Annotated in this window: 27 protein-coding genes, 1 tRNA gene and 1 pseudogene; 25 read left to right on the top strand and 4 right to left on the bottom strand. The window is 55.6% G+C overall.

The features are described from left to right. Positions 1–39: 39 nt before the first annotated feature. The 7 genes from ACNKH6_RS07420 (at position 40) to coaE (ending at position 4,571) form a co-directional block, all read left to right on the top strand. Positions 40–114, top strand: a tRNA-Gln gene (locus ACNKH6_RS07420). A 30-nt stretch (positions 115–144) separates the two neighbouring features. Further along, on the top strand, positions 145–1,086 hold the full coding sequence (locus tag ACNKH6_RS07415; RefSeq protein ID WP_417914914.1) for a ribose-phosphate pyrophosphokinase: 942 nt from the start codon (positions 145–147) through the stop codon (positions 1,084–1,086). A gap of 94 nt (positions 1,087–1,180) precedes the next feature. Then, on the top strand, positions 1,181–1,738 hold the full coding sequence (locus tag ACNKH6_RS07410; RefSeq protein ID WP_417914913.1) for a 50S ribosomal protein L25: 558 nt from the start codon (positions 1,181–1,183) through the stop codon (positions 1,736–1,738). A gap of 88 nt (positions 1,739–1,826) precedes the next feature. Then, entirely contained in the window at positions 1,827–2,435 is a 609-nt protein-coding gene (pth, locus tag ACNKH6_RS07405) for an aminoacyl-tRNA hydrolase (RefSeq protein WP_417914912.1), read from the top strand. A 105-nt stretch (positions 2,436–2,540) separates the two neighbouring features. Then, the gene (locus ACNKH6_RS07400; protein ID WP_417914911.1) at positions 2,541–3,044 is read left to right on the top strand and encodes a CarD family transcriptional regulator; all 504 of its coding nucleotides are present in this window, start codon (positions 2,541–2,543) and stop codon (positions 3,042–3,044) included. A gap of 5 nt (positions 3,045–3,049) precedes the next feature. After that, positions 3,050–3,985: an RluA family pseudouridine synthase gene (locus ACNKH6_RS07395; protein ID WP_417914910.1), complete on the top strand. Its 936-nt coding sequence runs from the start codon at positions 3,050–3,052 to the stop codon at positions 3,983–3,985. After that, complete coding sequence (coaE, locus tag ACNKH6_RS07390; protein ID WP_417914909.1) at positions 3,978–4,571, top strand: dephospho-CoA kinase; 594 nt, start codon at positions 3,978–3,980, stop codon at positions 4,569–4,571. Before ACNKH6_RS07395 ends, coaE begins: the two co-directional genes overlap by 8 nt. 22 nt (positions 4,572–4,593) lie before the next feature. On the opposite strand, the gene ACNKH6_RS07385 is transcribed toward coaE, so the two are convergent. The 3 genes from ACNKH6_RS07385 to ACNKH6_RS07375 are packed head-to-tail and all read right to left on the bottom strand — an operon-like array spanning position 4,594 to position 7,068. Beyond that, positions 4,594–5,439, bottom strand: a complete 846-nt coding sequence (locus ACNKH6_RS07385) for a metal ABC transporter permease (protein ID WP_417914908.1) — start codon at positions 5,437–5,439, stop codon at positions 4,594–4,596. Next, a complete protein-coding gene (locus ACNKH6_RS07380; RefSeq protein WP_417914907.1) occupies positions 5,432–6,190 on the bottom strand; it encodes a metal ABC transporter ATP-binding protein in 759 nt (252 codons plus the stop codon). Before ACNKH6_RS07380 ends, ACNKH6_RS07385 begins: the two co-directional genes overlap by 8 nt. Beyond that, positions 6,187–7,068, bottom strand: coding sequence for a metal ABC transporter solute-binding protein, Zn/Mn family (locus ACNKH6_RS07375; RefSeq protein WP_417914906.1), 882 nt, complete (start codon positions 7,066–7,068; stop codon positions 6,187–6,189). Before ACNKH6_RS07375 ends, ACNKH6_RS07380 begins: the two co-directional genes overlap by 4 nt. 390 nt (positions 7,069–7,458) lie before the next feature. Between ACNKH6_RS07375 and ACNKH6_RS07370 the strand changes: the two genes are divergently transcribed. Together ACNKH6_RS07370 and ACNKH6_RS07365 are read left to right on the top strand one after the other, a co-directional pair. Next, the gene (locus ACNKH6_RS07370) at positions 7,459–7,620 is read left to right on the top strand and encodes a hypothetical protein (RefSeq protein WP_417914905.1); all 162 of its coding nucleotides are present in this window, start codon (positions 7,459–7,461) and stop codon (positions 7,618–7,620) included. After that, the gene (locus ACNKH6_RS07365) at positions 7,614–10,967 is read left to right on the top strand and encodes a response regulator (RefSeq protein ID WP_417914904.1); all 3,354 of its coding nucleotides are present in this window, start codon (positions 7,614–7,616) and stop codon (positions 10,965–10,967) included. Before ACNKH6_RS07370 ends, ACNKH6_RS07365 begins: the two co-directional genes overlap by 7 nt. A 9-nt stretch (positions 10,968–10,976) precedes the next feature. Here the strand turns inward: ACNKH6_RS07365 and ACNKH6_RS07360 are convergent, their stop codons facing one another. Further along, positions 10,977–11,216 (bottom strand): two-CW domain-containing protein, encoded by a 240-nt coding sequence (locus ACNKH6_RS07360; protein ID WP_417914903.1) that lies wholly within the window; start codon positions 11,214–11,216, stop codon positions 10,977–10,979. 316 nt (positions 11,217–11,532) lie between these two features. On the opposite strand from ACNKH6_RS07360, the gene ACNKH6_RS07355 reads away from it, so the two are divergent. The 16 genes and pseudogenes from ACNKH6_RS07355 to ACNKH6_RS07280 all read left to right on the top strand — a co-directional run bounded on the left by ACNKH6_RS07355 (position 11,533) and on the right by ACNKH6_RS07280 (position 25,260). Continuing rightward, positions 11,533–12,369, top strand: a complete 837-nt coding sequence (locus tag ACNKH6_RS07355; protein WP_417914902.1) for an LpxI family protein — start codon at positions 11,533–11,535, stop codon at positions 12,367–12,369. A 359-nt stretch (positions 12,370–12,728) separates the two neighbouring features. Further along, the gene (gene dnaA / locus ACNKH6_RS07350) at positions 12,729–14,069 is read left to right on the top strand and encodes a chromosomal replication initiator protein DnaA (protein ID WP_417914901.1); all 1,341 of its coding nucleotides are present in this window, start codon (positions 12,729–12,731) and stop codon (positions 14,067–14,069) included. Positions 14,070–14,385: 316 nt separating this feature from the next. Then, the gene (locus tag ACNKH6_RS07345) at positions 14,386–14,769 is read left to right on the top strand and encodes an NADH-quinone oxidoreductase subunit A (protein ID WP_417914900.1); all 384 of its coding nucleotides are present in this window, start codon (positions 14,386–14,388) and stop codon (positions 14,767–14,769) included. Beyond that, positions 14,760–16,016, top strand: a complete 1,257-nt coding sequence (nuoB, locus tag ACNKH6_RS07340) for an NADH-quinone oxidoreductase subunit NuoB (RefSeq protein WP_417914899.1) — start codon at positions 14,760–14,762, stop codon at positions 16,014–16,016. The genes ACNKH6_RS07345 and nuoB overlap by 10 nt, the downstream gene beginning before the upstream one ends. A gap of 16 nt (positions 16,017–16,032) precedes the next feature. Then, entirely contained in the window at positions 16,033–16,449 is a 417-nt protein-coding gene (arfB, locus tag ACNKH6_RS07335) for an alternative ribosome rescue aminoacyl-tRNA hydrolase ArfB (RefSeq protein WP_417914898.1), read from the top strand. A 66-nt stretch (positions 16,450–16,515) separates the two neighbouring features. Beyond that, the gene (locus tag ACNKH6_RS07330; RefSeq protein WP_417914897.1) at positions 16,516–17,685 is read left to right on the top strand and encodes an NADH-quinone oxidoreductase subunit D; all 1,170 of its coding nucleotides are present in this window, start codon (positions 16,516–16,518) and stop codon (positions 17,683–17,685) included. 18 nt (positions 17,686–17,703) lie between these two features. Further along, on the top strand, positions 17,704–18,795 hold the full coding sequence (nuoH, locus tag ACNKH6_RS07325) for an NADH-quinone oxidoreductase subunit NuoH (protein ID WP_417914896.1): 1,092 nt from the start codon (positions 17,704–17,706) through the stop codon (positions 18,793–18,795). Between the two features lie 3 nt (positions 18,796–18,798). Further along, positions 18,799–19,404 (top strand): hypothetical protein, encoded by a 606-nt coding sequence (locus ACNKH6_RS07320; RefSeq protein ID WP_417914895.1) that lies wholly within the window; start codon positions 18,799–18,801, stop codon positions 19,402–19,404. 3 nt (positions 19,405–19,407) lie between these two features. Continuing rightward, positions 19,408–20,232 (top strand): PD-(D/E)XK nuclease family transposase, encoded by an 825-nt coding sequence (locus ACNKH6_RS07315; protein ID WP_417914894.1) that lies wholly within the window; start codon positions 19,408–19,410, stop codon positions 20,230–20,232. Next, the gene (locus ACNKH6_RS07310) at positions 20,229–20,723 is read left to right on the top strand and encodes a 4Fe-4S binding protein (RefSeq protein ID WP_417914893.1); all 495 of its coding nucleotides are present in this window, start codon (positions 20,229–20,231) and stop codon (positions 20,721–20,723) included. The genes ACNKH6_RS07315 and ACNKH6_RS07310 overlap by 4 nt, the downstream gene beginning before the upstream one ends. Beyond that, a complete protein-coding gene (locus ACNKH6_RS07305; RefSeq protein WP_417914892.1) occupies positions 20,723–21,256 on the top strand; it encodes an NADH-quinone oxidoreductase subunit J in 534 nt (177 codons plus the stop codon). The genes ACNKH6_RS07310 and ACNKH6_RS07305 overlap by 1 nt, the downstream gene beginning before the upstream one ends. After that, on the top strand, positions 21,253–21,558 hold the full coding sequence (gene nuoK / locus ACNKH6_RS07300; protein ID WP_417914891.1) for an NADH-quinone oxidoreductase subunit NuoK: 306 nt from the start codon (positions 21,253–21,255) through the stop codon (positions 21,556–21,558). The genes ACNKH6_RS07305 and nuoK overlap by 4 nt, the downstream gene beginning before the upstream one ends. Beyond that, positions 21,551–23,461, top strand: a complete 1,911-nt coding sequence (gene nuoL / locus ACNKH6_RS07295; protein ID WP_417914890.1) for an NADH-quinone oxidoreductase subunit L — start codon at positions 21,551–21,553, stop codon at positions 23,459–23,461. Before nuoK ends, nuoL begins: the two co-directional genes overlap by 8 nt. A 142-nt stretch (positions 23,462–23,603) precedes the next feature. After that, on the top strand, positions 23,604–24,662 hold the full coding sequence (locus ACNKH6_RS07290; protein WP_417914889.1) for a hypothetical protein: 1,059 nt from the start codon (positions 23,604–23,606) through the stop codon (positions 24,660–24,662). Continuing rightward, positions 24,652–24,941, top strand: a pseudogene (locus tag ACNKH6_RS07285) (DUF2442 domain-containing protein). Before ACNKH6_RS07290 ends, ACNKH6_RS07285 begins: the two are co-directional and overlap by 11 nt. A gap of 16 nt (positions 24,942–24,957) precedes the next feature. After that, positions 24,958–25,260, top strand: coding sequence for a type II toxin-antitoxin system HicB family antitoxin (locus ACNKH6_RS07280; protein ID WP_417914943.1), 303 nt, complete (start codon positions 24,958–24,960; stop codon positions 25,258–25,260). Positions 25,261–25,279 lie beyond the last annotated feature (19 nt).

Genomic DNA, 25,279 nt, shown 5'->3' with positions numbered 1-25,279 from the left:
GTCCACAGCAAATTTGCTGCGCAGGAATTGATGCAGGACTGGGGTGTCGTCAAGCGGTAAGACACAAGGTTTTGATCCTTGCATTCGGGGGTTCGAATCCTCCCGCCCCAGCCATTCTCTGCCAGAACTATGTGAGATTCTGAAATGCCCAACGTAATGAAGATTTTCACCGGCAACGCCAACCCGGAAATCGCGCGGGAAATCTGCAACTATCTCGACATTCCGCTCTCCAGCGCGGAAGTGAAGAAGTTCAGCGACGGCGAGATTTCGGTGGAGATCGGCGAGAACGTGCGCGGCACAGATGTTTTTGTCATTCAGCCGACCTGCACGCCGGTCAACGACAACCTGATGGAGCTGCTGATCATGGTTGACGCGCTGCGCCGGGCCTCGGCGCGGCGGATCACGGCGGTCATGCCCTATTACGGCTACGCCCGGCAGGACCGCAAGACCAAGCCGCGTGTGCCGATCACGGCCAAGGCGGTGGCGGAAATGCTGATGGCCGTGGGCACGCGGCGCGCCCTGTGCATGGACCTTCATGCGGGTCAGATTCAGGGATTCTTCAACATCCCGGTGGATCATCTGTATTCCGCGCCGGTGATGCTGGAGTACATCCGCAAGAATATTGACGACGACGTGGTCATGGTCTCGCCGGACGCAGGCGGCGTGGAGCGCACCCGCGCCTTTGCTAAGCGTCTCAACGCGGATTTAGCCATCATTGACAAGCGGCGCGAGCGGGCCAACGAGTGCGAGGCGATGAACGTCATCGGCAACGTGCAGGGCAGAACCGCCATTCTGCTTGACGACATGGTGGACACTGCCGGCACGCTCTGCGGCGCGGCGGCGAAGCTGAAGGAATGCGGGGCAAAAGAAGTGCACGCCTGCTGCTCGCACGCCGTGCTCTCCGGCCCGGCCATCGACCGGCTCAACGCTTCGGAAATCAAGTCGCTGGTGGTGACGAACTCCATCCCCATGCGCGACAAGGCCGAACGCTGCGACCGCATTGTGGTGCTGTCTGTCGGCGAGCTGCTGGGCGAGGCGATCAGCCGCATCCATTCCGAAGATTCGGTCAGCTACCTTTTTGTGTGATATTTCTGAATTCTGCTGAAAAACGTCGGCAGGAGCTGATTACCCGCTCTGCCGCCTTTTTTCTTGATACTTTCTGGATGAAAGGGAGAACATTATGCTGCAAGTGAACATGTCAGCCGCCAAACGGACGGCTTTTGGCAAAGGCGAATGCGGGCGGATGCGGGCAGCCAAGAAGACTCCGGCAGTGGTCTATGGCAAGGGTCAGGCGGCCATGCCGCTGGAATTTGACGCAGCGGCTCTGTATAAAGATCTGCTCTTCATTCATAGCCGCAACGCTGTGGTCACCTTGAAAATTGAGGGCGACGAGAAGGCCGAGCGTCATGCTGTGGTGCAGGAAATCCAGAAAGCACCGAATGTCGAGCAGGTGCTGCATGTCGATTTTCTGGAGATCGAACTGGATAAGCCGGTGAACCGCCCTGTGCCGCTGCGCCTGACCGGTGTGGCCAAAGGCGTGGAGTTCGGCGGCGAGCTGTCGGTGCTGAAACAAAGCGTGGTGCTGCGCGGCTGCCCGTTGGACATTCCCGACGAGATCGTTGCTGACATCACTGAGCTGGATAAAGGCGGCAAAGGCCTGACCTGCGCTGACCTCAGCCTGCCTGCCAAGGTGGAGCTGATGGATGCGCCGTCGCAGGTCTACGCACTGGTGCTGTAAGCCAAGTTTTGTAGGGGCGGTTCGCGAACCGCCCCTACCTCGTTATTGAACCGGAAGATTTTCTTCCGGTTTTTTTATTTATGGACAAATGACAGACGGATATCTGATCGTCGGCTTAGGCAATCCCGGCCCGGAATACGAACTGACCCGGCACAACGCAGGCTTTCTCGCCTTGGATTATCTTGCCGATCAGCGCGGCTGGCCGCTGAACAGCGAGAAATGGCAGGGTATCTGCGGCAGCGGGCGGCTGGGCGCGGCGCGGATATTTTTGGTCAAGCCGCAGACCTACATGAACCGTTCCGGCGACTGCGTGGCCCGCTTTGCTGACTTCCACCGCATTGAAGCCGGACGCATTTTGGTCATTCACGATGACCTTGATCTGCCCGCCGGAAAAATCAAAGTCGCGGCCAAAGGCGGCGCAGGCGGCCACAACGGCATCCGCTCGCTCATCCAGCAGCTTGGCAGCCCGGATTTCGTCCGCCTGAAAATTGGCATAGGCCGTCCGCCGCGCAATGAAGACGGCCAAGGAATCCCGATTGAACGCTACGTGCTCTCCGCCTTCAGCGGCGATGAGCTGGAGCTGTTCAACAGCCGTCTGCCGCTGATTCAAGAGGCGGCGGAGCTGTTCATCAGCCAAGGCGTGGAACGCTGCATGAGCCAGATCAACGGTCGGACTGCCGAGCAGCAGCGGCCTTGAACATACATTTCAAATTCCTTGATTTGCCAGAACCGCAAAAATATGTTACTCTTGTGACCCTGAGCAGTTCAATGTGTCTGCACAATGCGGTCAGCCGGAGGAATCATGAGCGAAGTCAAGGAACAAGTCCGATTCGCAGCAGGCGACATGGCCGTGTACCCCACCCACGGGGTCGGCCAGATTGAAACCATCAAAGTGCAGAAGGTCGGCGGCATAGATCAGACCTTCTACGTCCTGAAATTGCTGGAAAGCGGCACAACCATCATGGTGCCGACCTCCAGCAGCCGCACCGCCGGTCTGAGGCCGGTGATCTCGCAGAACGAGGTCAGGCAGGTCGAGGATATCCTCAAAGACCGGGACAGCAAGATCAGCACCCAGACATGGAACCGACGTTACCGTGATTACATGGATAAAATCAAGACCGGCTCGGCCTTTGAGGTGGCGACCGTGGTGCGCGACCTCTTGGTGCTCAAGGGCGACAAGGAGCTGTCCTACGGCGAACGGAAGATGATGGACACCGCCAAGGGTCTGCTGATCCGCGAGCTGTCTGTAGCCCGGCAAATGGATGAGGAGCAGGTCGAGCAGCAGTTGGAGGAGATTTTCGCCTGACCAGCATGGACGAGGCCCGGTCTTTTTTGGTGCAGCCGCAGGAGGCCGGGCTGCGGCTGGATCATTATTTAGTCCGGCAGCTGCCGGAGCAGAGCCGCTCCAGTCTTGACCGGCTGATCCGCACTGGTTCTGTGCTGGTCAACGGCGCAGCGGTCAAACCGGGCTGCAAGCTGCGGGCTGGCGACAGTGTCAGTCTTGTCTTGCCGCCGCCGTCCGCTGCGGACAGCCGCCCGCAGCCGCAGCAGGTTGATTTTCACGTCATTTACGAGGACGAGTATCTGGCGGTGATCAGCAAGCCGCCCGGTTTGGTCGTCCATCCTGCCGCCGGGCACAGCGGCGGCACCTTGGTCAACGGCCTGCTCCACCGCTACAGCGAGCTGGAGCTGCTTGACGGCGAGCGGCCTGGCCTTGTCCACCGTCTCGACAAGGACACATCTGGCATCATGCTCGCCGCCCGCACCGAGACCATGCACCGCCTGCTCTCCGCCGCTTTCAAGGAGCGGCATATCCGCAAAACCTACCACGCCCTCTTGCTGCGCAGCCCTGCTGCCGACGCTGGCCGCATTGACGCGCCTATCGCCAGGCATCCAGTCAACCGGCAGAAAATGGCGGTGCGGCAGCGCGATGGCCGTCATGCAGTGACTAACTGGCGCATTCTCGAACGCTTCCGCAACGGCTGCTGCTTCGCTGAAATTGCCATTGAAACCGGGCGCACGCATCAAATCCGGGTGCACATGTCATCCATCGGCGCGCCGGTGCTCGGCGACACGCTCTACGGCGGCAAAAGTCAAACTATTCAGGCCGAACGCCAGCTGCTCCATGCCTCCGAGCTGGCCTTCATCCATCCAGCGACCGACCAAGCCTGTCGCTTCACCGCCCCGCTCTGGCCGGACATGCAGGCTGTGCTCGATCAACTGCGGGAGCAATTCCACCTTGCCTGAGCTGATCGGCATCACTGGCGGGATTGGTTCTGGGAAAAGCCGTGTCTGCCGTTTTCTCGCTGATCTATGCGGCTGGCCGCTGCTCAATCTTGATCAAATCTGCCGCGAGCTGCTCCTGCCGGAGATGCTAGGCTGGCTGGCTTTGCGGCAGGCACTTGGGCGCGGTTTCTTCACTGCTGCTGGCGAGCTGAACCGGCCCAAGCTGCGCGAGGCCATCTTTGCCGATGCCGCCTTGCGCCAGCAGGTGGACAGTCTGCTGCATCCCTTGGCCAAGCAGGCAATGCTCCAGCAGGCCGCGCAGCAAATCACACCGCTGGTGCTGGCGGAAATTCCCCTGCTCTTCGAGGCGGGCTGGCAGGACAGCGTCAGTCGGATCGTGGTTGTTTATGCTGATGAAGCCGTGCGCTTGCGGCGGATTATGGAGCGCGATCAGGTCAGCGAAGAGCAGGCCCGGCGAGCCATTGCCGCGCAGATGCCGCTGGAGGATAAAGCGCAGCTCGCTGATTATCTTGTGGATAATTCAGGGGATTGGGAGGAAACTTGTGGGCAGCTAAGACAAGTGGCAGAAAGCATGACACCCTGCTGAACTGTAGTTTTCCTCACAAGCCTTATTCTTTCGCCGCGCGGCGGTCCAAAAATAAACTGAGCAGATACGCCCCGGTCGCAATGAGGATAATCACCGAGCCGCTGGGCAGGTTAAGATAGAAGCTCGCGCTCAGTCCGGCGGTGATGAAGACCGCGCAGACAGCGGTGGCGATGAGCATCATCTGGCGGATGCTGGCCGCGAAGCCGCCCGCAATGGCCGCTGGCAGGGTGAGCAGGGCAATGACCATGATGATGCCGACTATGCGGATCAGCAGGACGATGGTCAGGGCGGTAAGACAGAGCAGAAGCAGGTGCAGCCACTGCGTCCGCACGCCCCGGAGCTGGGCGTATTCCTCGTCAAAGCAGAGGGCGAGCAGCTTGTTGTAGAAGATGCCGACCACAGCGAGGATGACGATGTCTAATCCGGCGACAAAAAAGATGTCCTGCTTGGTGATCAAGAGGATGTTGCCGAACAGATAGGAGTTCGGATCAAAATAGCCCGGCGTTTTGGCGATGAAGAGATAGCCGATGGACATGCCGCCTGACCAGAGCGCGCCGATGATGGAGTCTTCGCGCTGTCCGGCGTGGCGGCTGACTTGGGCGAGAATCACGGCGGACAGCAAAGCGACGATCACCGCGCCCTGCATCGGCGTGATCCATGGAATGCCCGCCACAGTCTGGAGATACAGCCCGCCGCCGATGCCTGCTAAAATGCAGTGCGAGATCGCTCCGGCCAAATAGCTGATCCGCCGCACCACGACAAAGGTGCCGATAATACCGAAGGAAATCGAGGCTAAAAGGCCGGTGAGCAGGCCGTAGCGGAGGAAGGGCAGGTCGGGATCGGTCAGGGCGGCTAACAGCTCAGTCATGCTCATGCCCTCCGGGGCAGCAGCGGTGGTCGTGGCGGATCATGCGCAGGTCGCCGCCGTACATCTCGCGGATCAGCTCGCCGGTCAGTGCGCTGGTCGGGTGGACGTAAACCCGGTTGTTGACGCAAATAATCCGCTTGAAAAAGGTCGAGGAAAAGCCCACTTCGTGCGTCACCATCAGGACGATGCGCTCCTTGTTCAGCTCGGCCAGCAGGGCGAGCAGATGCTGCTCCGACTCACGGTCAAGGCTGGCTGTGGGTTCATCAAGAATGAGGATGTCGCCGCCGGAAGCCAAGGCGCGGGCGATCAGCACCCGCTGCCGCTGCCCGCCGGAGAGGGCGGAAAAAGGCCGCCGCGCCAAGTCGGCAAGTTGCACTGCGGCCAGCGCGTCCAAGGCAAGCTGCTTGTCTTGCTTTGTGTAGCTGCCGCTGAAATTGCCGCCGAGCCGGGCCATGCAAACCACCTCGATGGCGGAGATGGGAAAGCAGGCATCGTAGCGGGCGTATTGCGGCACATAGCCGATCCGCGTCCGCGCTTCAGCCGGAGGCAGGCCGCCGATGCGGATGCTGCCGCTGTCCGGCTCCAGCAGTCCGAGAATCAGCTTGACCAAGGTGGTCTTGCCGCCGCCGTTCGGCCCGACGATGCAGGCCGAGTCCTGCGGCCAGATGTCCAAGCTCACGCCGGACAGCACTGGAATATCGTGGCTGTAGGCAAAGCTCAGTTCCCGAATTTCGATGGCGGCTGCGGTCATTCTTTTCCGCCAAGTGCCGCGCTGATTTCCTTGGCCATGAAGTGCAGGTTTTCCGGCACATTTTCAGCCATCGGGTCAAGAACAGCAACTCGCCCGCCAATGGCCTTGGCCACGGTTTCCCCGTTCTTGCGGTCAAATTGCGGCTGGACAAAAATCACCTTGGCTTTTTCGTTCTTGGCCCTGCTGATCAAATCATAAAGTTGTTTAGGCGCAGGCGACTTTCCTTCAATTTCCACCGCCGCTTGGCGCAGACCGTAGGCTTTGGCAAAATAGCCGAAGGCCGGATGATACACAAGAAATGTTTGGCCCTTGAACGGCGCGAGCACTGTCTTCAAGTCCGCATCTAAAGTGGTCAGTGCAGCAGTCACGGTCTGCAAATTTTTTTCGTAGGCAGCCGCATTGGCCGCATCAGCCTCTTTCAAGGCGGCGGCTATTGTTGCCGCCATGCGTTGCAAATTCTGCGGATTAAGCCAGATGTGCGGATCAAGGCCGCCGAAATGCGCCTCTTCCTGCTCAAAATGACCGTGCTCGTGCTCGGTCATGGCAATCTTCTGCACACCGGCAGAGATGTCCGCCACCCGCACCTTGGCCTCGGATTGCTTGATTTTAGCCAGCAGCTCGCGCTCGAACTCTAGGCCAACGGAAAAATACACCTTGGAGCGGAAGAGAGTTGTCACCTGCTCCGGGGTTGGCTGCATCCCGTGCGGGTCCTGCCCTTTGTCGAGCAGCACGCTGACCTTGACCAGCTCGCCGCCGACCTGCTCGGCCAGCCATTTCTGAGGCATGATTGAAACCAGCACCGGCAGAGGTTCAGCCAAGGCGGAAGAAACAAAGAATAAAAGACAGCAGCACAGCGCGGAACACAGATTTTTGAGCATTTTTCGTTCAAATCTTCAAATTGGAGTTGCGGCAAGACTGCCTTCATCCTAAGAAGCCTTGAACTGTTTGTCAAGAACAGCCGCGTTCAGGCCAATTTCAAGCCGCTAGCCGCGCCGAGCTGCTCCACCAGCCTGCATGTGCTGAAATTACAGCTTCGCTTCTTATATTCATCAAACTATTCCAAGAAGTTGCGCTCACATTCCTCGCTGTGCAGGAGTTTGACCCCATGACCGCGCATAAGCCGCGCCCGAAAGAAACCCTGCTTGCTACAGAACTGGGCATATAGCTGGTCGCAACGGAATTCGTGCAGCATCGCCGCCGCTTCTGGGGAAATCGGGTCAAAACTCCAGCCCAAGACTATAGGCTTGCAAATTTCTATTAGAAATAATATGATGTTGTGCAAACCATCAGGCCTTATTTTTTTGCCAATGCCTGAAGCTAAATTTGAAATTATGCAGCGAGCAAGTTATTTTTATAACTGTGTCGGCAAAACAGCACTTATGCAAAATATCTCTTGGGGTGCAGAGGCGGCGATGAAGGCATTATGCTGAAAAAAAAGATCGGCGCGGCCAAAAAACATCTGTTCTGCTGCCTGCTGGCCGGAATGCTGGTGCTTGGGGCCGCTTATGTTCTTTCTGTGCTTTGGATGTATCAGCAGCAGGACGCAGTGCGCCAGAATGACTGGCGGGCTATGCTGACGGATGTGCATCAGCAGCGTCTGGCTGAGGGCGAAGAGCTGCTCCGCTCCCTCCTGTTAACCCTCAGCGGCAACAAAGAGCTGGCGAAATTCTTCGCCGACCGCGACCGCCCCGGCCTGCTTTTGGCGGCCCTCGCTTTTGAGCAGCCTTTGCGCCAGCACTCCACTATCACGCATTTTTATTTTCATCTCCCGGACAAAAGCTGCTTTCTCCGGGTGCATCAGCCAGAACAATTCGGCGATCAGATCAGCCGCATCACGCTGGAGCAGGCTGCCGCGCATGACGAGCTGGCGACCGGACTGGAGCTGGGGCCGCTGGGCACCATAACCCTGAGGGCGGTCATGCCGTGGCATGACGAAAACGGCACGTTGATCGGCTATTTGGAGCTGGGGCGGGAGCTGGCGACCTTTCTGCACGTTTTCGAGGAGCTGAAAGCTGTTGACGGCTATCTGCTCACCGTCGGCAAAGCGCATCTTGACCGGCAAGGCTGGGAGCAGGGCATGGCCATGCTTGGCCGCCCGGCGAATTGGGACCTTTTTCCCGACCGGGTGGTGCTTGTTGACCGTCTGCCGAAAGGTAGCACAAATTGCGGGCCGCCTGACCGCAACCAAGGTCTGCTGCGGAAAATTCTGCCCAGCAGCATGTTCTGCATGACCTGCCAACTCCCGTTGCGTGACGCAGCAGGCCGCGAGATCGGCAGCCTGCTCTTTGTCCGCGACGAGCTGGACAAGTTGCTGACAGTGCGCCGGATCAACACCTTTTTTCTGCTCACCCTGCTGACGCTGGCTTCAGGACTGCTGCTGTTTTATTATATTTTTCTGCACAAGCTGACCGACCGGCTGGCCGAGTCTGATGCCGTGCTGGAAGAAAGCCGCCGCCAGCTCGCCTTGGCCTTGGAAGTGGCCGGATTGGGCATGTGGGACTGGTCGCCGCAAAGCGGTGAGCTGCGCACCAACGACATTTTTTTCACCATGCTTGGCTATGCCCCCGATGCCTTTCCGCGCAACGGCCAGCTCTGGCGGGAGCTGATGCACCCGGAGGATTTCGCCGCTGTCAGCGAGACGGTGCGGAGCTTTCTTGACCGCGATGACGGCAGATGCAGGGTGGAATACCGCCTGCGGGCCGCTGACGGGCAGTGGCGGTGGATTCAGGCTTTAGGCCGGGTGCTGGCCCGGGACAGTGCAGGCCGGGCGGTCCGCTTCATGGGTGTGCATATTGACATCACCCGCAGCAAAGAGGCGGAAGCCGAGCTGACAGAGCACTACCAGCGTCTGACCACGTTCATGGAAACTTTGCCAGATGCCGCCTTTCTCAAAGACGGCGCAGGCCGTTGGCTGCTGACCAACGCGGTGGCGAGAAAACTTTTTCAAGTGGAGCAGCTACCTTGGCAGGGCAGAACCGACGCGGAAATCGGGCAAACGAGTCCTGCGCTGGAATCTGTCCTTGCCTCCTGCATCGCCAGTGACGAGCGGGCCTGGCAGAAACAGGCCATGCTGATTGAGGACGAATCCGCTCTTGATCAAACGGGCCAGCTCCGCCTTTTTGAAGTGCGCAAGATGCCGCTTTTTTTTCCAAACGGCAGGCGCAAGGCATTGGTGGTCATCGGGCGGGATGTCACGGAACGGCGGAAAATGGAGCAGCAGCTTATTGAGGCCAGACATGCGGCGGAAGCGGCGAGCCAAGCTAAGTCCAATTTTCTCGCCAACATGAGCCATGAAATCCGCACACCGATGAACGCGGTGATCGGCATGGCCCGGCTGGCTCTGGAAACGCCGCTCACCTCAGTGCAGCGGAATTATATCCAAACAATCAGCACATCGGCTGAACTGCTGCTCGGCATCCTCAACGATCTCCTTGATTTTTCTAAAATTGAAGCAGGAAAAATGGAGCTTGAGCAGATTGATTTCAGTCTGCGCTCCATTTTGGACGGCCTGCGCAGCCTGCTTGCCTTCAAAGCTGCGGAACAAGGATTGAACCTGCTGATTGAGGCTGACAGCGAGGTGCCGGACAGCCTCCGGGGCGACCCGCTCCGTCTCAGCCAAATTTTGATCAATCTCGGCAACAACGCCGTTAAATTCACTCAGCAGGGCAGTGTGTGCATCCGGGTTGAACTGGTTGATTTGAGCAGGCGCAGGGCGGTGCTGCATTTCTCGGTCAGCGACACCGGCATCGGCATGACGCAAGAGGAGCAGCAGCAGCTTTTCCAGCTCTTCAGCCAAGCGGACAACTCCATCACCCGGCGTTACGGCGGCACCGGCCTTGGGCTGGCGATCTGCAAAAAATTAGTCGAGCTGCTGGGCGGAGCCATCGGGGTTGAAAGCGTCTATGGCCAAGGCTCTGTTTTTTCGTTCACTGTGCCGCTGGAGCTGGGCGAGGCCGCTGGCGCGCAGGAGCAGCCGCCTGCTGCTGACACCGCCGAGCAACTGCGCGGCGCACGGATTCTGCTGGCGGAAGACAACGAGATCAATCAGGAACTGACAGTCGCCCTGCTCCGGCGCAAAGGCGTGGAAGTGACAGTCGCGAACAACGGCGCAGAAGCCTTGGAGCTGCTGCGTCACGCCAAATTTGACTGCGTGCTGATGGATATCCAGATGCCGGTCATGGACGGCTACACCGCCTGCCGGGAAATCCGGCGGCAGCCGCAGCACAAAAATTTGCCGGTGATCGCCTTGACCGCCAATGTCATGGCTGGAGATCAAGAAAAAAGCCGTGAGGCAGGCATGAACGGCCATGTCGGCAAGCCGTTCAAAGAGGAGGAGCTGCTGGCAACTTTAGGCCGGGTCATCGGAACAGACCGCCGTTTTGCAGCCCAGCCGCCAGTTCAGCCTCAGCCGCTGCCGGACAGCGCGTTCGCCGCCTTGGTCGGCATTGATGTGGACAAAGGTTTGGCCAACACCATGCACGATCAGGACTTTTACCGCCGGATACTCTGCCTTTTTCAGCAGGATCAGGCCGATTTTGCTGAGAAGTTCGCGACCGCCCTGCGCGGCGGCGACTTGTCCGCTGCTGCCCGGCTTGCGCATACCCTGAAGGGCGTGGCGGGCACTGTCGGCGCATCTGCCCTTCAAGAGGCGGCAGCGCAGCTTGAAATCTGCTGCCATCAAAGCGATACGGCGGAGCTGCTTTCCCCGCTCCAGCAGACTACAACCGAATTAGACCGGGTGTTGACCGGAATCAGAACACTTGCAGAACGTGACTGAACGCTATCTTCAGGCGGCTGCGTTCTTCTTGCCGTAGGTTTTGTCGTAATGCTCGCTTTGGTAAAAATCGCATTTCATGCAGCTCAAGAGTTTCATGACAAATTCGCCCTGCACTTTGCCGCCGCAGAACGTCCCGGCCACACGGGCGCATTGCTGGCCGTGATCAGGCCACGCAGGACATACGCCGTGCAATTTTGCCTTCAGACCGCCTGGTTCACGACCGCATTGCTTATATTCCCAGCAGTTCATAACTTTTCTCCCACATGGTGTTTGTGATCAGATTGAACGACTGATAATTGCCTGTCAGATGACATGCAAAAAATATGCCGAAATTCTGGGAAAATGCGGCGGGCGTTCTTGGCGGCCAATTTTGAGATTGATTTTCATTCCGATTAACAGGCGGCCATGCCAGCGGCACAGGTCGTGGTGAATATTTTTTACTCGCAGGATAAAAAAAGCGAGTATTTTCTACTCAGCCGAGCAAATTGATTCGGATTCTCCGGCGGAAATTTTTCTGGTATATACGCTGTTCTTTCCACCGCAACCCTACAAAACAAACAACAACATGACCTCACCAATCGGCCTGATCGCCGGAGGCGGCCAATTTCCCCTGCTCTTCGCGGAAGCGGCCAGCCAGCAGGGCCGCGCTGTGGCCGCCGTCTGCCATGTGAACGAGACCGCACCGGAACTTGAACAGCGCACCGCCTCTTGCTGCTGGGTGAAACTTGGCCAGCTCGGCAAAATTATCCGCTTCTTTCATGAGCAGGGCGTGACCGAAACGGTCTTCTGCGGCACCATTACAAAAACTCGCATTTTCCGCGATGTTCTGCCTGATATCAAAGGACTGCTGCTGTGGAATAAAATAGATGCCAAACTTGATGACGGCATCCTGCGGGCCGTGGCTGGCGCTTTGGAAGAGGAGGGCATCCGGGTGCTGGCCTCAACCTGCTATCTTGAACATTTGCTCTTTCCAAAAGGTGTTCTCAGCAAAAAAACACCCAGCCAAGAGCAGTGGGAGGACATCCGCTTCGGCTGGAATATTGCCCGGGAAATAGGGCGGTTGGATATCGGGCAGTGCGTGGTGGTGCGCGGCGGCTCTGTGCTGGCAGTGGAGGCGATTGAGGGCACAGACGCGGCCATCCGGCGCGGCGGAGAGCTGGCCGGTTCTGGCGCGGTGGCAATCAAGCTGAAGAAGCCGGGACAGGATTTTCGTTTTGATCTTCCGGCCACTGGTGCCAAGACCATCGAAACACTGGCCGCAGTCAACGGCATGGTGCTGGCGGCGGAAGCCGGGCAATCTCTGATTTTTGACCGCAACGCCATGCTGGCTGCCGCAGATAAAGCAGGCATCGTGGTCGTCGGAATTGAGGAAGGGGAAAACGGCGAGCTGCGCTGGCGATAGCTCCTGCTGGAGACAGGCCTCCACAACGAAAAATGTCGCTTTTCAGAGCAAAGTTAAGCGTGGATGAGCATGGCGGAGATTTTTACCAACAGCGATGGATGGAATCGGCTGCCCGCCCGCTGGCAAGATTCTGAAATCAGAGCAGATAAGCAATTCGTTTGCAAAAATACAGCATTTCAGCGAGTTCCGCCGCAGGCCGCCGCGCAAGGCGGTGATAATCCGGCGGCGTTTTTTCTGTCGCCGGAAGGGCCGACAGGGGGAAAAATCGGCCTGTATCGTTTTTGACGGCATCGGCAGTTTTCAGTAAAAAGGAGCGCAGCCTTGCCTCAGTCTCATTCTTGCCGTCGGAACCGCATTCTATGCTTTGGGAAACTGTCAAACAAACGCTGTCCTCTGCCCTGCCTGCCAGCGAATACAGCCTCTGGATCACGCCGATCACCTGTGTGCGCGAAACCAAGCAGGTGCTGGAAATTGCCTGCCCGGACCGTTTCTTCTGCGCCTGGGTGCGGGACCGCTACCTGAAGCTGATTGAGGCCAGCCTGAGCAGTCTGACCGGCAGCCCGCCTGCGGTTTCACTGACCGTCGCCGCCACGCCTGCACCGCAGCAGGAGGCGAACGGCTCCGGTCAGCTCCGCCTGCCCGGCATGAGCAAGTTCAAGGCCACAGTGCGCTCGCTCCATCCCGGCTACACCTTCGAGCAGTTCATGGTCGGCCAGTCCAACCTGATGGCCCGCGCCGCCTGCCGGGCCATCGCCGACGCGGATTTGTCTTTCGGCAGCAGCCTCTTCCTCACCTCCGGCACCGGCTTGGGCAAGAGCCACCTCACCCAGGCGGTGGTGCATCAGGTCATGCGCAGCGCGCCGCAGACCCGCCTGCATTACCTCACCGCCCAGCAGTTCTCCGCCGAGATGGTCAAGTGCATCCGCGAAAACAGCATGGAGCAGTTCTCCGGCAAGTTCATTCAGGGTTGCGACCTGCTCCTGATTGAGGATGTGCATACCCTGAGCGGCAAAACCAAGACGCAGGAAGAGCTGAATAATATTCTTGATTATTTGATTAAAGCTGGCAAGCGGGTCATCCTCACTTCAGCGGTGGCCCCGCGTGCGCTCAAAGGCGTGGACGAGGATTTCCGTTCGCGCATGACCTCTGGCTTGGTCACGGACATCAAGGCCCCGGAGTACAGCACCAGGGCGGCGATAATTCGTTCCAAGGCCGGTGCCGCCAGCCTGCCGCTGGGCGACGAACATATTCATCTTTTGGCCGAGCATTTGCAGGGCGACATCCGCCGGATTGAAAGCGCATTGCTCGGCCTGCGGGCCAAGGCCAGCCTCTGCAACATCCAGCCGGACACCGACATGGTGCGCGAGGTGCTGGAGGGCTTGGTCAGCATAGAGCAGGAGAAGAGCAAACGTCTCAGCGGCGAGTCCATCCGCGAGGTGGTCAGCAGCCAGTTCCGCGTTTCTGTTGACGAGCTGCTGTCCCGCTCGCGCAAGCAGACAGTCTCTTTCCCCCGCCAGATCGGCATGTACCTGACCCGTAAATACACCGAGGAATCGCTCTCCAGCATCGGCAGCCTCTACAACCGGGACCACTCCACCGTGCTCTACGCCATCAAGACGGTCAGCCGCGACATCGCCCAGAAAAGCAGCGTCCGCCAGCAGGTGGAGATGCTGACCGACAAGCTGGGCGGAGAGCAGTGAAGCATTTTCAGGAGTTGCGCAGTTAAAACAAGAAGCTGAACTAGTTGTTTTTGCCACTTGAGTTCTTAATTGAATAAAATCAACTTATTGGCGGTCAAACCGTGTGATTCCTAATTTAGTTCGGTTTATACTTATTATCTATTTGACTGATGCGAAAGCTTCAGGTATACTTTTTCCCTTTCCTAAAAAAGTAACGCTCTTGCTCAGCCGCCGCTGCTGTGCGATTGTTCAGATTTTTTCTTGACATGTCGGCATTTTTAGTCTTCACTGTTGATGGCTGCAGCAAGGGAATTTTTCATCAGCGCAGACAGATATCATGGAACAATATATACTGATCGGTTTCACGGCCTTTCTCGGCACGCTCTTCGCGGGCGGCGCAATCGTCCTCGCCAAGCTGCTCTCGTTCCGTTCACCGGACAGTCTGCACAAACGGCAGGCCTATGAGTGCTCGGAAACCCCAATAGGTGACGCGCGAATTCGCTTCAAAGTCGCCTTTTACATCTTCGCCCTGCTGTTCCTTCTGTTTGACATCGAGTCGCTTTTCCTCTTTCCCTGCATGAAAATTTTCCGGGCAGTGGCCAGCGGCGCGGCAGGCGCAGTCACCATCAATTTGCTCTATCTTGAATTGTTCGGCTTTATTTTTGTGCTTTTCTCCGGCCTGCTCTATGCGTGGCGCAAGGGGGTTCTGGTATGGGAGTAAATAACGGCGCATCGGCTTTAGTCAGGCAGTCCGGCCAGCTGATTGAACAATTGCCCGGCGGTGTCAAATTAGTTGATGCCGTCGAGCTGCTCGTCGCGTGGGGCAGGGCCAATTCTGTCTGGCCGCTGGTTTATGCCACGTCCTGCTGCGCGATTGAAATGATGTCCACCATCGCTGCTCGGCATGACATGGCCCGTTTCGGTTATGAAGTCATGCGCGCCAGCGTTCGTCAAGCGGATATGATTATTCTTGCCGGCACTATCAGCGAAAAAATGGCCAAAAACGTGGTCACGCTGTATGAGCAGATGCCTGCGCCGAAATATATCATCGCGATGGGTTCCTGTGCCATCTCTGGCGGACCGTTTTATTATGACTCCTATTCAGTAATCAAAGGCGGCGACCGGATAGTGCCGGTGGATGTGTATATTCCCGGCTGTCCGCCCCGGCCTGAAGCTCTGCTGCAAGGCGTGCTGAAGCTGCAAGAAAAAATCAAGCAGGAAGGCCGTCGCCGCCCGTGGCGGGTTGGCTGCACCTTGACCACGCCGTTTGAAGACCTGTTCAGCAAGGCGCAGGAGGAATGGGCCACACGGGAGAAACAGCGCGACGAGGAACTGCGCGAGGCCCGCGAGCAGTTCAAACGCGAGAATCCAACCGCTCCTGCCTCGCCCAAGCCTGCCCGCCTGAAAAAGGAAGAATTCCCGAATGTTCCCCGGAGAAAACCAGCGGCGCAAGGCATCAGCAACTGGACGCTGCTGCAAATAATTCAGAAAAAATTCCCCGCAATTGAGGTGTATGGCCATCCAGGCATCAGCGCAAAGCAGGTCGCCGAACTTGGCTCTGATTATATTCTTGATCTGGTTGTGCCGCCGGAGCAGTATCGGGAACTTGCCGAATATTTGAAAAATGAGCAAAGCCTTGGCTTGGACATGCTCATTCAGCTCACCTGCGTGGATTGGAAAGAGCATTTTGATGTCGTTGTTCAGCTGCTGTCTTGCCGTGACGGTCACAAGCTCTTCTTCCGCAGCAAAGCGGCAAAGCAGCCTGAAACCGGTGATGCGGAAATTGAGACCATTTCTGATCTCTATCGCGGTGCGGAATGGCATGAGCGCGAGGTGTATGATTTCTTCGGTGTCCGTTTCCGCAATCATCCTGACCTGCGCCGGATTTTCTTAGAGAATGATTTTCCCGGCTACCCGCTGCGCAAGGATTATGACGACCCGACGCGGGTGGTGAAGAGGCCGTATTAACGGCAGGTATAGAGTCGTGCTCCACATCTGCCAAAATATCGCTGTTCCCAATCATGAGATTGAGATGACAGCCATTCGGTCGCAAGGGGCTGGCGGGCAAAATGTGAACAAAGTGGCTTCGGCAATTCATCTTCGTTTTGACATTGTCAAGTCTTCTTTATCTGATATCTGCAAGCAACGGTTGTTTGCTCTGAACGATGTACGGATCAGCAAAGAAGGTGTGATCATCATCAAGGCCCAGCAATACCGCACCCAAGAGCAAAATCGGCAGGATGCGATAGAGCGTTTGCAGGAATTGATCAAACAGGCTTTCGTTATTCAGAAAACAAGAAAGCCAACCAAAGCAAGCAAAGCCGCACAGGAAAGGCGGCTGGACAGTAAAATGCAGCAAAGTAGAATTAAAATGCTGCGCAGCAAAATTTCAGAATATTAGCGCAAAGTGGTTCCGCAATCGGCAGAAAAAATCGACTGATTGCGAAAACGGAGAAAAAATCAGGTCATGACCACGCAAACATTAAGCAATCCTGCTGACACCAAGCTGCCCGAAGGCTTCAGGCTGCCGATGTCAGATGACAATGAAGCCGAAGAGTTCTTCGTCAACATCGGGCCGCAGCATCCCAGCACCCACGGCGTGCTGCGCGTGGTGGTGCGGCTGAACGGCGAGACGGTGGTGGAAGTGGTGCCGCATCTTGGTTACATTCACCGCAGCATCGAGAAAATGGCGGAGAATCAGACCTATATCCAGAATATCCATCTTTCCGACCGCCTCGATTACCTCTCCGCCTTTTCCAACAACCTCTGCCTCTGCATGGCGGTGGAGAAGGCACTTGACATCGGTGTGCCGGAGCGCGGCGAATACATTCGGGTGATGATCAGCGAGCTGCAACGGCTTCAGTCGCACCTGCTCTGGTGGGGTGTGCTCGGCATGGATATGGGCGGTTTCAGCACCTTTTTCTATGGCTTCCGCGAGCGCGAGCTGATCAACGACATTTTTGAGGAACTCTGCGGCGCACGCCTGACCGTGAACTACTTCCGGCCCGGCGGCTCGTCGGCGGATGTGCCGGACACCTTCATTCCACGGGTCAAGCATGTGATCAGTGCCGTGCGCCATGTGCTGGATGAATACAACAACCTGCTGAATAAAAACATCATTTTCCTTGAACGCACCAAAGGCATCGGCATATTGAGCAAAGAGATGGCCCTGTCCTACGGCTGCACAGGCGGAGTGCTGCGCGGCTCCGGTGTCAGCTACGATATTCGCAAGAACGATCCTTATTCGATTTACGAGCAGTTTGATTTTGATGTGCCGCTCGGCAGCACTGGCGACAGCTACGACCGTTGCCAAGTCAGAATGGAGGAAATGGAACAGTCTCTGCGCATACTGGAGCAGGCTGTGGCCCGTTTCCCCGGCGGCCCGCACCGCAGCCAGCCCAAGCAGAATTACAAGCTGCCTAAAGGCAGTTATTACAGCCACGTAGAGACCCCGCGCGGTCTGCTTGGCGTGTATATCGTCTCCGACGGCGACACCAAACCCTACCGGCTGAAATACCGCTCGCCAAACTTCTCCAACCTGAGTGTGCTGAATGAACTCGCTGCCGGACACAAGGTGGCTGACCTGATCACTATCATGTCCACGCTCGACCTTGTCATCCCGGACATTGACCGCTAATTCAAAGGTAAACATGCCATGATGCCTGCCGCAGAACTGTATCCGGTCAACAATCCCATCGGCGACTTTATCCGTAGTATTTTCCCGGCGCATGTCGCCCTGCTGCTCAACGGGCTGCTTGCGCTGCTCAGTTTGATGGCCTTGGTCGGCTCCTTAGGCGCGGTGCTGATTTACTTGGAGCGCAAGGTTTCCGCCCATTTTCAGCTCCGCCTCGGCCCGATGCGCGTTGGGCCGCACGGTCTGCTGCAACCTTTGGCTGACGGCATCAAGGCGATTTTCAAAGAAATACTCAAGCCGGAAGGCGCGGACACCTTCATCTTTTTCCTCGCTCCGCTTTTGCCGGTCAGCGCAGCCTTCCTCATTCTGGCGATTATTCCTTTTGACCACCACCTGCAAGTGGCTGATCCGGCTGGCGGCGTGCTGTATGTGCTGGGCGTGTCTGGTTTAAGCATCTTCGGCATCTTACTCGCGGGCTGGGCTTCGAACAACAAATACTCGCTGCTCGGCGCGATGCGCTCCGGCGCACAGATGGTCTCCTTTGAGATTTCACTTGCGTTGCTCATGCTGCTGATCGTCATGGTTTCCGGCTCCGCCTCGCTGCGCGACATCGTCCTGTCGCAGCAAGGCACCATCTTCGACTGGTGGATTTTCAAGCTGCCCTTCCTCGGCATTCTGGCCTTCATTATGTATTTGATCGCCTCCACTGCTGAACTCAACCGCACGCCGTTTGACATCGCCGAAGCAGAATCCGAGCTGACCGGCGGTTTCGCCACTGAATATTCCGGCATCGGTTTTGCCATGTTTTTCTTGGGCGAATTCGTCAATATGTTCGTCTCGGCCAGTCTGATCACCACGTTTTTTCTCGGCGGCTTCCATGCGCCCCTGTTTGGCCTGCCGGTGATTGATCCGCTGTTGAATATGATTCCGGGCTTCATCTGGTTTTTCGCTAAGGCATTTTTTATCATTTTCATCTATATGTGGTTCCGCTGGACCTTCCCCAGGGTCCGGGTTGATCAGCTCATGTATCTGGAATGGCGGATCATGCTGCCTGCCAATCTGCTCCTGCTAATGCTGGCGGGCCTGTTTGTCGCGCAAGGCTGGGCGGGTTGAGCTGTGCTCTACAGCGATTTCACCTTGCAGCGGGTGAAAAAAGAGCTGCATTTAGAGCTGATTGAGGAAAAAGGGCTGTTTGCTCACATTGAGCCGGTGCCGCCGAGTGAACTGCTGACAAAAAATCTCGAAGACAATGTGCCGCTGGCTCTGGCAATCAACACGGAAAAAGCGCGGTCAGAGCTGATTATCGCCACGGTCTTAGTTGAACTGAAGCGGCTATTCAAAAAAGAGGTAAGTTTTTTCTCCGGCATTGAGTTCAATGTTGATAAAGAAAAAGGGCTGGCTGGATTCTGTGATTTCATACTCAGTGCCTCTGCTGAACAGCTTGTGCTTGCAGCATCGGTGATTGCCGTGGTTGAAGCAAAGAATGAAAACATCATCGGCGGATTAGGGCAGTGTATTGCGGAAATGGCGGCAGCGCAGCTTTTCAATCAGCAAGAGAACAATGTGCTGAAGACAATTTACGGCGTGGTGACATCCGGCAATGTCTGGAGATTTTTAAAGATGGCGCAGCAGAACGTGCAGATTGATCTCCAAGATTATTATATTGAGAATGTCAGCCGAATACTCGGCATTCTTTCTGCTATGGTCAGACAAACGGCGTAAGTTATGAAACAGGTCGCATCCTTAAAATATGGTGTTGTTTTCAAGAAGGCTTTTTGCGACCCGGAAATTTTTACCGCCTTTGCTCAAGATGTTATTGGCCTGCCGGTGGAGGTTGATCATGTCGAGACAGAAAAGGAGTTCGATCCGCCGGTTGGCTACATCAAGCCGCGCTTTGATCTTTTTGCCGAAGACCGAAGGCATCGGGTGATTGTTGATATTCAACATGCCCGCACAACGGATCATTACGACCGTTTTTTGTATTATCATTGCGCCGCATTAATCGAGCAAATTGTCAAGGCGCAGGATTATCATCCCAATCTGAAGGTCTTCACGGTCGTGGTGCTGACTTCAGGAGATCGGCACCAGCGAGATATTTCGCTGATCAATTTTGATCCGCATGATTTGCAGGGCAGACCGCTGCACGAGATTGCGCATAAAGTGATTTATCTCTGTCCAAAATACGTCAGCGAAAAGACCCCGGAGCCGTGCCGAGACTGGCTGCGGGCCATCAATGACACCTTGGATGAGGAAGTTGATGAGACGCAATATCAGCAATCTGCCATTCAGAAGCTCTTTGATGCCATCCGCCGTGATCAGATGTCGCCGGACGAGCGGGCGCGGATGATTGATGAATTTCATCTGGAAGAATTGCAGCAGACCAAGTTTGCAGAAGGCCAAGAAGCAGGGAAAAATGTCCGTCAGCGGGAGATTGCTGCTGCGCTGCTGCGAGAAGGCATTGCTGTAGATATTGTCATGAAAACAACTGGATTGTCTCAGCAAGAAATCGTCTTGCTGCTTGATCAGCAACATTCAGGAAAAAATCTATGAAAGAACCAGCAGCCAAAGAAAACGTGCTGGAATTCGCCAGCCGTTACGTGCATAAGACGATCACCGGATTCTTCACCTTGATGAAGGGGATGGATATCACTGCGAAGTATTTTTTCAATCCGAAGACTGTCATCACCCAGCAATACCCGGAAAATCGGGACACGCTGAAAATGTTTGACCGCTTCCGGGGGCATCTGCACATGCCGCATGACGAAAACGGCAAGAATGCCTGCACCGCCTGCGGCATCTGCGAGAAAGCCTGCCCGAACGGCACCATTTCGGTTTTGGCGACCAAAGACCTTGCCGGAAAAAAGGTGCTGGGTAAATACATCTACCGCTTGTCGCAATGCACGTTCTGTGGCCTTTGCGTGGAATCCTGTCAGTTTGGCGCAATCACGCTGGAGAAAAATTTTGAGCTGGCAGTTTATGACCGTAATGAACTGACTTGGGTTCTCAATAAAACGGAAAACTCTGCTCCAGGAGCCTGCTGATGACTGACACGCTTTTTTATCTCTTGGCCACTGGAATGCTCATCCTGTCGGTGCTGACTGTGATGCTGCCCAACCTGCTGCACGGTGCCATCGCCCTGATCGGTTCTTTCTTCTTGACTGCCTCGCTCTACATCCTTCTTCAACTGGAGTTTGTGGCCTTGGCGCAGATTGCCCTGTATGTCGGCGGCATCGTCGTCTTCATGCTGATGATCATTTTGCTCACCAACGATCTCGGTGTGGACGACAGTCTAAGCCGGGTCAGCGCGGGCCGTCAGGTCAGCAAGGTGCTGATTGCCTTTGGCTTGCTCGGCGCACTGTTTATTTTCTTTAAAAGCAATGCGTCGCCGCTGCTGAACACGGCAACACAGAAGGCCGCGCCGGTGAGCATTGATGCCATCGGCATCCGCCTGCTTTCAACCAGCAACGGCTTCATCGTGCCGTTCGAGGTTGTTTCACTGCTGCTCTTAGCCGCTCTGATCGGCGCAGTGGTGCTGTCGCGCCGGGATCCGAAAAATGAGGAGAAAAAGCAATGACTCTTGCCCACTGCATCGCCCTGTCGCTGATGCTCTGCGCGATCGGCATCTTCGGTATGCTGACCCGGCGCAACCTGCTCGGCATCCTGCTTTCGGTTGAGATCATCCTCAACGGCGCGAACATCAACTTCGCCGCCTTCGCCCATTTCCGGGCCGCCGATCCGGTCGCCGGAGCGGTTTTCCCAATTTTTGTCATGGCAGTTTCCGCCTGCGAAATCGCCGTGGCCTTGGCTATCATCATCTCCATGTACCGCCGCAAAAAACGGCTGGATGTGTACCGGCTGGAGGAACTTCATGGCTGATTTCATCTTTTTCCACAGCTACCTGATCCTGCTCTTTCCGCTCTTCAGCTTTGCGGTCATCGGACTGGGCCATCTGAATTCGGACAACAAGTTTGTCGCCAAGTTCGCCATCATGATGTCGAGTCTGTCGCTGGGCTATGCCCTGCTGACAGTGCTGGCTTATCTGTCCCAGCCCAAGCACACCCTGCTGGCCTATGATGCCGCCTGGCTGAACTTCGCGCCCGGCCTGACCGCCAATCTGGGCATGTATTTAGACCCGATTTCGGTGATGATGCTGGTGGTGGTGACGGTGATTTCCCTGCTGGTCAACATCTACTCAGTCGGCTATATGAAGGGCGACCGCTCGTTCAACCGCTTCTTCGCCCTGCTTGCCCTGTTCACCTTCTCAATGCTCGGCTTGGTCACGTCCGGCAACATCTTTCAGATGTTTGTTTTCTGGGAACTGGTCGGCGTGTCCTCATATTCGCTCATCGGTTTCTGGTACGAGAAGCCCTCGGCAGTGGCCGCCTCAAAAAAAGCATTTATCATCACCCGTTTTGCCGATGCTTTCTTTCTCATGGGCATTTTGCTGGTCAGCTTCCACAGCCAAGCCTTTGGCTTCCAAGCCTTGAACAGCCCGGAAACCGCCAATCTGCTCAAAGAGGCTGGCGTGCTCACTATCGGCACTTTGCTAATTTTTTGCGGCGGCTGGGGCAAGTCGGCGATGTTTCCGCTTCATGTCTGGCTGCCGGACGCAATGGAAGGCCCTACCCCGGTTTCATCGATCATCCACTCCGCGACGATGGTTGTGGCGGGTGTCTATCTGACCGCCCGCATGTTCCCGCTTTTTGCCGCGTCTGAAACCACGCTTTTCGTCATCCAGTGCATCGGTGCGTTCACAGCTCTGTTTGCGGCGGTGATCGCTGTCACCCAGATGGACATCAAGCGCATCCTCGCCTTCTCGACACTGTCGCAGCTTGGCTACATGATTTTTTCGCTTGGCGTGGCCAAGGTCTGCGCGGAAGGCGGTCATCACGGCGCAGATGTCAATGCGCTCGGCTTTTCCGCCTCGATGTACCACGTTTTCACCCACGCTTTCTTCAAGTGCATGTTGTTCCTCGGCGCAGGCGCGGTGATTCATGCTGTCCACAGCAACGACATCCTGAAAATGGGCGGCCTGAAGCGGCTCATGCCGAAAACCTACTGGTCGCTGTTGGCCGCCTGCCTTGCCATTGCGGGCGTGTTCCCCTTGAGCGGCTTTTGGTCAAAGGACGCGATCCTGCTTGCCGCCTTGCAGTCGGGGCATTATGTCGCCTTCTTGGTCGGCCTGATCACCGGCGGCCTGACCGCGTTTTACATGTTCCGCTTCTTCTTCCTGATTTTCCACGGCGAGGCCCGCTCACATCTGCATCATGTCCATGAAGATCCGTGGATGACGTGGCCGATTGTCGCCCTAACTGTGCCGACGATATTCGCCGGGCTGCTGGAGCATTCCTTTGTCGCCAAGGTGCTGCCGCCGCATCTGGGCGAAACCGGCCATTTCGCGCATCCGGCTTGGCTGCCGTATCTGGCGACACTGGCCGCTGCAATCGGCATCGGCACTGCGTGGCTGCTTTATGGCGAAGGCAAAACCGAAAAAGCCGCCGCCTTGCGCAAGGCATTCGGCCCGGCATATACGGTTGTGCAGAAAAAGTTCTACATTGACGAAGTGTATCTCTTCATCACCCACAAGATCATCTTCAACTGTGTCGCCGCGCCGATCAAATGGTTTGACCGCAATGTCGTTGACGGCGCAATGAATCTCTGCGGCTGGCTGTTGCAAATGGGCGGCAAAGGCGTGCGGCTGGTGCAGAATGGCGAGTTGCATCTCTATCTCGGCGCAACCGTGATTGGCTTGATTGCTTTGCTGTTCATGGGGCGGTGAGAAAAGGAGCGCGCGGTCAACAAGACTGGCGAAGGCGTGCCGAGCAACAGCGTGTCGGTGGTGTTGTAAGGCGGGGGAGGTTGGGCGGCTGAGTGGTTAGGCGGTCGCCCTCCGTGCATATTGGTTTGAGGGTGATAAATCAATGGATTTAGCAAGTAAGTATAGGATTGACGATTTGATTGGCGCGTCAATTCCGGGAAGCCGTATCTCCAATATACTCAAAGAGTTGGAGCTAAATAAAAAACTTTCTGATATGACTCAAGGTTTCTTGCAAGAGAGAGGTTTCTTTGCACTATTGAGTTATGCACGAAATGAAGTTTCCTATGCTGATTTTGTAAAACTGGCAGAATTAGAGCAATCTGCACGAGTTAGAACGGCAGAGATAGAAAAAGAGGCGTTTCTTGCTAAACAAGAGACAATGTTTGCTAAACAAAAATCAAACGAAAAAGCTCTTTTTGCCAAGATAAATAATGATCCAAGAAACAGAGCAAAGGAAAGGCAATTCAAGTTAAGGGAACAATATGGATTAACTCGCTATATTGAAAAAGAAGACTTTGCAAAGCTCATGGATATCTTGCGCCGAGCTGATAAAGGTGAACGTTTATCAGATGAAGAGGTCGTTTGGCTCTCGGAAAAACGTTATAGGAATGACGACTATTATTACGATGACAGCGACAATTATTTTACAGAAGAACTGAGAAGAAAATATCACGAGAACGAAGCGAAATTTTACCACGAAGAATTCAAAAAAAATAAAGACCCGTGGTTCGCAGTTAATGCAAGCGGCCATTATCGCAAGTGCGATGAAGCGAGAACAGCGGAAACTATTTTAAAGACGATTGATGTGATTGATTTAAAAAATCAAAAATTAAAATCAGCACTTTGCACAACGCATGGCGGAGTTAAACGGGATTTGGCGAAGTGGGATGAAGCGTTAGGTCTTGGAACGCAAGCTCACGAATACACACCTCAAGATTTTCGGCCATGCACTCTTCTTGGCGCAGTGTATATGGAAACTGGGCAATACAATTTAGGCCATTCTTGGTATGAAAAAGCTGTCGAACGAGGTTACAGTAAAGATTCTGTCGATTCTGAATTAAAGGGCATTTTTCGGCGTTTAGAGAAATCAAAACAAGAAGCTATGCGAGCTGACCTTCTCAGTAGAGATCAAGAGCGTTACAGATGGGCGCATGGAAGATGAGATCGCTGGTCGCATCCGACAGGTATATAAGCAAAATCTCGAAGCTAAAGCATTAAAAGTTTGGTTTGATCAAGAAAATTTGTGTATAGCGTTTTATGACGGGCGGCAGCTATTCGTCCCGTTAGCTTATTTCCACCGCTTGCTCAATGCCACTGCAATCAGTATGAGTTAAGCGACGGCGGCAGGGGAATTCATTGGGATGCAATTGATGAAGACATCAGCGTGCCGGGCTTATTGATGGGCGATCGAGACATCACCAATTGTCAGAATGTCATTTGATGATGAGAAGATAAAAATGTTCTATAAGGTTCCATTGCTCCTGACACCGCAACCGGAAGGCGGCTTCACAGTCACCTCACCTGTTCTGCCGGAATTAGTCACTGAAGGCGACAGCGTTGAAGAAGTGATGATCAACGTGCAAGATGCTCTTCAGGGCGTTGTCGAGGCATATCAAGATATGGGACAGGAGTTGATTCCGCAGTCTCATCCACAACGCAGCCTGCTTGAGCTTGAAGGACTGGGAGCTGAAACATGGCAAGGAATTGATGCTCAAAAATATGTTGACGACCTCAGAAATGAATGGAATCACCGATTATGAGTGATGTATTTGCTGGATG

Source organism: Candidatus Electronema sp. JM (assembly GCF_048287415.1).
GTDB lineage: Bacteria > Desulfobacterota > Desulfobulbia > Desulfobulbales > Desulfobulbaceae > Electronema.
The sequence above is the reverse complement of the archived record's forward strand: the minus strand, read 5'-3'. Positions and strand labels throughout refer to the sequence as shown.

Coding starts and splice junctions, on each gene's coding strand:
- ACNKH6_RS07415 (WP_417914914.1), top strand. CDS start 145: ATGCCCAACGTAATGAAGATTTTCACCGGCAACGCCAACCCGGAAATC.
- ACNKH6_RS07410 (WP_417914913.1), top strand. CDS start 1,181: ATGCTGCAAGTGAACATGTCAGCCGCCAAACGGACGGCTTTTGGCAAA.
- pth (WP_417914912.1), top strand. CDS start 1,827: ATGACAGACGGATATCTGATCGTCGGCTTAGGCAATCCCGGCCCGGAA.
- ACNKH6_RS07400 (WP_417914911.1), top strand. CDS start 2,541: ATGAGCGAAGTCAAGGAACAAGTCCGATTCGCAGCAGGCGACATGGCC.
- ACNKH6_RS07395 (WP_417914910.1), top strand. CDS start 3,050: ATGGACGAGGCCCGGTCTTTTTTGGTGCAGCCGCAGGAGGCCGGGCTG.
- ACNKH6_RS07385 (WP_417914908.1), bottom strand. CDS start 5,439: ATGACTGAGCTGTTAGCCGCCCTGACCGATCCCGACCTGCCCTTCCTC.
- ACNKH6_RS07380 (WP_417914907.1), bottom strand. CDS start 6,190: ATGACCGCAGCCGCCATCGAAATTCGGGAACTGAGCTTTGCCTACAGC.
- ACNKH6_RS07375 (WP_417914906.1), bottom strand. CDS start 7,068: ATGCTCAAAAATCTGTGTTCCGCGCTGTGCTGCTGTCTTTTATTCTTT.
- ACNKH6_RS07370 (WP_417914905.1), top strand. CDS start 7,459: ATGATGTTGTGCAAACCATCAGGCCTTATTTTTTTGCCAATGCCTGAA.
- ACNKH6_RS07365 (WP_417914904.1), top strand. CDS start 7,614: ATGCTGAAAAAAAAGATCGGCGCGGCCAAAAAACATCTGTTCTGCTGC.
- ACNKH6_RS07360 (WP_417914903.1), bottom strand. CDS start 11,216: ATGAACTGCTGGGAATATAAGCAATGCGGTCGTGAACCAGGCGGTCTG.
- ACNKH6_RS07355 (WP_417914902.1), top strand. CDS start 11,533: ATGACCTCACCAATCGGCCTGATCGCCGGAGGCGGCCAATTTCCCCTG.
- dnaA (WP_417914901.1), top strand. CDS start 12,729: ATGCTTTGGGAAACTGTCAAACAAACGCTGTCCTCTGCCCTGCCTGCC.
- ACNKH6_RS07345 (WP_417914900.1), top strand. CDS start 14,386: ATGGAACAATATATACTGATCGGTTTCACGGCCTTTCTCGGCACGCTC.
- nuoB (WP_417914899.1), top strand. CDS start 14,760: ATGGGAGTAAATAACGGCGCATCGGCTTTAGTCAGGCAGTCCGGCCAG.
- ACNKH6_RS07330 (WP_417914897.1), top strand. CDS start 16,516: ATGACCACGCAAACATTAAGCAATCCTGCTGACACCAAGCTGCCCGAA.
- nuoH (WP_417914896.1), top strand. CDS start 17,704: ATGATGCCTGCCGCAGAACTGTATCCGGTCAACAATCCCATCGGCGAC.
- ACNKH6_RS07315 (WP_417914894.1), top strand. CDS start 19,408: ATGAAACAGGTCGCATCCTTAAAATATGGTGTTGTTTTCAAGAAGGCT.
- ACNKH6_RS07310 (WP_417914893.1), top strand. CDS start 20,229: ATGAAAGAACCAGCAGCCAAAGAAAACGTGCTGGAATTCGCCAGCCGT.
- ACNKH6_RS07305 (WP_417914892.1), top strand. CDS start 20,723: ATGACTGACACGCTTTTTTATCTCTTGGCCACTGGAATGCTCATCCTG.
- nuoK (WP_417914891.1), top strand. CDS start 21,253: ATGACTCTTGCCCACTGCATCGCCCTGTCGCTGATGCTCTGCGCGATC.
- nuoL (WP_417914890.1), top strand. CDS start 21,551: ATGGCTGATTTCATCTTTTTCCACAGCTACCTGATCCTGCTCTTTCCG.
- ACNKH6_RS07290 (WP_417914889.1), top strand. CDS start 23,604: ATGGATTTAGCAAGTAAGTATAGGATTGACGATTTGATTGGCGCGTCA.
- ACNKH6_RS07280 (WP_417914943.1), top strand. CDS start 24,958: ATGTTCTATAAGGTTCCATTGCTCCTGACACCGCAACCGGAAGGCGGC.